Consider the following 4,107-nt stretch of genomic DNA (forward strand, 5'->3'; position numbering starts at 1 on the left):
CCTTCGTTTCCCAGGACCGGCGCCATTACGGCGCAGCCGATCACGGGCATCGCGAGCGGCGCCAAAAAGACACCCTTCCAACTGAAATATATCGTCTTCATTCCGGATTGGTCGCACAAAGGGTCTATCCGGTTCGACGACCTGCTCCTCAGTTACATCCCGCCCATCTTGCAGACGTGCTTCCATTCCTCGGCCGTCACCGGCTGCACCGAGAGCCGCGAATATTTCACCAGCGCCATGGCGGCGAGTTTCTTGTCGGCCTTGATCGCGGCCATCGTCACCGGTGTCTTCAGCGGCTTGTCGGCCTTGATGTCGACGCAGACGAACTTGCCGGTCTTGTCGGTCGGATCGGGATAGGCCTCCTTGATCACCTCGGCGATCCCGACGATCTCCTTGCCCTCGTTGGAATGATAGAAGAACGCCTTGTCGCCCTTCTTCATGTTCACGAGATTCTGCCGCGCGGTGAAATTGCGCACGCCGGTCCAGGCCTCGCCCTTCGCGCCCTTTTGGACCTGCTGGTCCCAGGACCACACCGATGGTTCGGATTTCACCAGCCAGTAGTTCATGACGGCATTCTCTTCCTTGTGACGTCAAATCATACCACGACAGAGCTATAAGCGCCGTCAAGGGGTGGGCAAGTGCCACGCCCGATGGGGGAGCTGGAATGCATCTCGATCGTCGAAAATTCGTCACGCTTGCCGCCGCCACGCTGGCCACGCCTGCCGCATGGGCGGCGGCGCGCCCATTCAAGGCAATTGCCTTCGATGGATTTGTCATCACCGATCCGCGTCCGGTGTTCGCAAAGACCGAAGAACTGTTTGCCGACAAGGGGCGCGCGCTGAACGAGGCCTGGCGGACGCGGATTTTCGAATATACCTGGCTGCGCACGGTCGGCGGGCACTATGCGGACTTCTGGCATGTCATCGAGGATGCGTTGCTGGTCGCGGCGCGGGCATCCAAGGTCGAACTGAGCGCCGATCAGCGTGACGCCCTGATGCAGACCTGGCTCACCTTGAAGGCCTGGCCCGATGTCGCCCCGGCGCTGAAGCAATTGAAGGCCGCCGGGATCCGCATGGCGTTTCTCGCCAATCCCACCGCGAAAATGCTCGATGCGGTCATGACGAATTCGGGACTAGAAGATGTCTTCGAGCCGCATCTGTCGACCGACAAGGTCAATGCCTTCAAGCCCGACCCGCGCGCCTACCAGATGGGGATCGACGCTTTCAGGCTCGCGAAGGAAGACATTGCCTTTGCCGCTTTCGCCGGCTGGGACGCGGCCGGCGCCAAGTGGTTCGGCTATCCGACCTTCTGGGTCAACCGCATGAATGCGCCGGCCGAGGAATTGGGCGTGATGCCCGACGGCATTGGCGCCGGGATGGCCGATCTCGTGAAGTTCGTGCTTGGCTGAATCCGGCCCTCAGTCACCCTTCACAAAGGGATAGCCCTTCTTCTGCCATTCGGCCAAATCCATCACGACCGCCGTGACATTGGTGAAGCCGATATCCCTGAGCTGCTTGGCCGCCAGCGTGGCCCGGCCGCCGGTGGCGCACTGCACGTAGATCTTGCGGTTCAAATCGACCTTGCCCGGATAACCGAGCGATCTCCAGACCCGGAATTCAAGACGGCCGCGGGACACATTCGTGGTGCCGGGGACGTGCCCCGATTTGAATTCGGTTTCCTCACGAACGTCGATCAGCGCCGCGCCGTTCGGATCCTTGATCACCGCGAGATAGCCGTCCATGTCCGTCGTGTCGACGCTCTTGCGAACCTCCGCGACATACCGGTCCACGGAATCGGGCCAGTTTTCCGCCGCATGGCCCGGCCCCGAAATCACCAACGCGGCGAGAATAACGACAACTGCCTTGAATCCACGGTCGGTCATCTGAGCCTCCGGAAACGCTTGAGCAAAACTAGCGCGGCGGGTCTCGACAACCGTTGCGCTGGATCAACGGCCGGTCTCCGCGGGATGCGGACGGCATCAGAGCGTGTTGCGCGCATGGTTGGGCCAGCCTAAGCTGGTTTCGATAATGGATCTGTTTTCCGGGGGGACCATGCTGCGTTTTATGAATTTCGTTGCGACCTTTGCGATGCTCGCGCTTATGAGTCTCGCCGCATCCAGGACGGAGGCCGCCGACGTCGCGCGCGGCAAATATCTGGTGTCGGTTGCGGGCTGTAACGACTGCCACACACCGGGTTACTTCTTCGGCAAGCCGGACAATTCGCGCTTTCTCGGTGGTTCGGAAGTCGGCTTCGAGATTCCGGGCGCGGGAATTTTTCACGGGCCCAACTTGACACCGGACAAGGAGAGCGGGCTCGGCAGTTGGACCGACGCCCAGATCGTCACGGCGCTGACCACCGGGAAACGGCCGGATGGCCGCGAACTCGCCGGCGTCATGCCCTGGCGAGCTTTCGCCAACTTCACCCGCGAGGACGTGAACGCGATCGTCGCCTATCTTCGAACGCTGCCGCCGGTCAGCAACAAGGTGCCGGGACCCTATTCCACCACCGAGCAATCTGCGGCTTTCGTGATGAAGATCGTGCCCGGCGGGCAGAAGAAATAACCATCACCCTTCCGCCTTGAACGGGCGCGTCAACAGGCCTTCGACCGCTTCGTCGATCGTCACCGCGCCGCGCAGGATATCGGCAACTGCGGTCGAGACCGGCATGTCGATGTTTTCGGCGGTCGCGAGTTCGACCAGCACCGGTGCGGTGAACGCGCCTTCGGCGAGCTTGCCGCTCGGCGGTGTCAGCCCGCGCCCGAGCGCGTGCCCGAGGGCGAAATTGCGCGACTGCGGGCTCGCACAGGTCAGGATCAAATCGCCGAGGCCGGAGAGCCCGACCAGGGTCTCGCCGCGCGCGCCGAAGGCACGGCCAAAACGCGCCAGCTCCGAGAAGCCGCGCGTAATCAGCGCGGCTTGCGCCGAGGCGCCGAGATTCCTGCCGACGGCAATGCCGGCGGCGATCGCCAGCACGTTCTTGGCCGCGCCGCCGATTTCGACGCCGCGCACGTCCGTGGAGTGATAGGGCCGGAACGTCGCCGAGCCCAGCGCCTGGACCAGCGCCTTGGCAAGCGCTTCGTCGTCGGCGGCGAGCGTCACCGCGGTCGGCAATCCCCGCGCCACCTCGTCGGCAAAGCCGGGGCCCGAGAGGATCGCCGCGCGCGATTTCGGTGCGGCTTCCGCGATCACCTCGGTCATGAATTTATGGGTGCCGCGTTCGATGCCCTTGGCACAGGCAACCAGCGGTGCGCCCTCGGCCAGATGCGGCGCCAGCGCCGCCGTCGCCGCGCGCAGATTCTGCGCTGGCGTCGCGATCAGGATGGCGTCCGCCGATGCCACGCGCTTCAGATCATCCGTCACCTCGATCGCGGCATGCAGCGTGACACCGGGCAGTTTCGGATTGCTGCGCGTCGAGGCGATAGCCTTGGCGATCTCGGCGCTGCGCGCGCCGAGAATGACGCTGCGCCCGGCGCGCGCGGCGACACCGGCCAGCGCCGTTCCCCAGGCGCCGGCGCCGATCACGGCGATCGAGTTGAATGCGGTCATCGGCCCCTCAAAATCCCGCGCGCGTATTGGCGTAACCGGCCGGCGCGGTGGCATTGCTGTCGAGCAGCCAGCGCGCGCGCGGTGCGGCGTCCATGGTGTCGGTCAGGCCGAGCGCGAGACGCTCGGCGCCGGCCCAGGCGATCATGGCGCCGTTGTCGGTGCAGAGCGCGGGCGGCGGAATGATCAGCGTGGTCTGCGCTTTCGCCGCGACCTCCTGCAACGCGCCGCGGATTGCCTGATTGGCGGCGACGCCGCCGGCCGCGACCAGCGCGCGCGGCGGGCCGAATTGTTCCTCAAACAGTTTCAGGCCGACGCTCAAGCGGTCGGCGGTCGATTCCAGCACCGCGGCCTGAAAACTGGCGCAGAGATCGCGGATGTCCTGCTGATCTGGCGGCGTCAGCCGTGCGGCTTCGTTGCGCACGGCGGTCTTCAGTCCCGACAGCGAGAAGTTCGCATCGTCGCGCCCGAGCATCGGCCGCGGCAGCGCGAAGCGGGCGGGGTCGCCGCCGCGCGCGGCGCGCTCGACCTCGGGGCCGCCGGGATAGGGCAGGCCGAGCATCTT

5 protein-coding genes and 1 pseudogene are annotated in these 4,107 nt (G+C 64.8%); 2 read left to right on the plus strand and 4 right to left on the minus strand.

Annotation, left to right across the window (positions count from 1 at the left end; all coding sequences use genetic code 11):
- Positions 1-152: 152 nt before the first annotated feature.
- A complete protein-coding gene (locus tag VFL62_RS15475) occupies positions 153-566 on the minus strand; it encodes an EVE domain-containing protein (RefSeq protein WP_325173258.1) in 414 nt (137 codons plus the stop codon).
- A 98-nt stretch (positions 567-664) separates the two neighbouring features.
- Between VFL62_RS15475 and VFL62_RS15480 the strand changes: the two genes are divergently transcribed.
- The gene (locus tag VFL62_RS15480; RefSeq protein ID WP_325173259.1) at positions 665-1,408 is read left to right on the plus strand and encodes a haloacid dehalogenase type II; all 744 of its coding nucleotides are present in this window, start codon (positions 665-667) and stop codon (positions 1,406-1,408) included.
- 9 nt (positions 1,409-1,417) lie between these two features.
- Here VFL62_RS15480 and VFL62_RS15485 read toward each other — a convergent pair whose 3' ends face one another.
- A complete protein-coding gene (locus VFL62_RS15485) occupies positions 1,418-1,882 on the minus strand; it encodes a rhodanese-like domain-containing protein (protein ID WP_325173260.1) in 465 nt (154 codons plus the stop codon).
- 169 nt (positions 1,883-2,051) lie between these two features.
- On the opposite strand from VFL62_RS15485, the gene VFL62_RS15490 reads away from it, so the two are divergent.
- Positions 2,052-2,561, plus strand: a complete 510-nt coding sequence (locus VFL62_RS15490) for a c-type cytochrome (protein ID WP_414644733.1) — start codon at positions 2,052-2,054, stop codon at positions 2,559-2,561.
- A 3-nt stretch (positions 2,562-2,564) separates the two neighbouring features.
- Here VFL62_RS15490 and VFL62_RS15495 read toward each other — a convergent pair whose 3' ends face one another.
- Positions 2,565-3,545: an NAD(P)H-dependent glycerol-3-phosphate dehydrogenase gene (locus tag VFL62_RS15495; RefSeq protein ID WP_325173261.1), complete on the minus strand. Its 981-nt coding sequence runs from the start codon at positions 3,543-3,545 to the stop codon at positions 2,565-2,567.
- Between the two features lie 7 nt (positions 3,546-3,552).
- Positions 3,553-4,107, minus strand: a pseudogene (locus tag VFL62_RS15500) (tRNA (adenosine(37)-N6)-threonylcarbamoyltransferase complex transferase subunit TsaD); the annotation flags it as partial.

It is taken from the genome of Bradyrhizobium sp., assembly GCF_035701725.1.
In the GTDB taxonomy this organism is placed as follows: Bacteria; Pseudomonadota; Alphaproteobacteria; order Rhizobiales; family Xanthobacteraceae; genus Bradyrhizobium.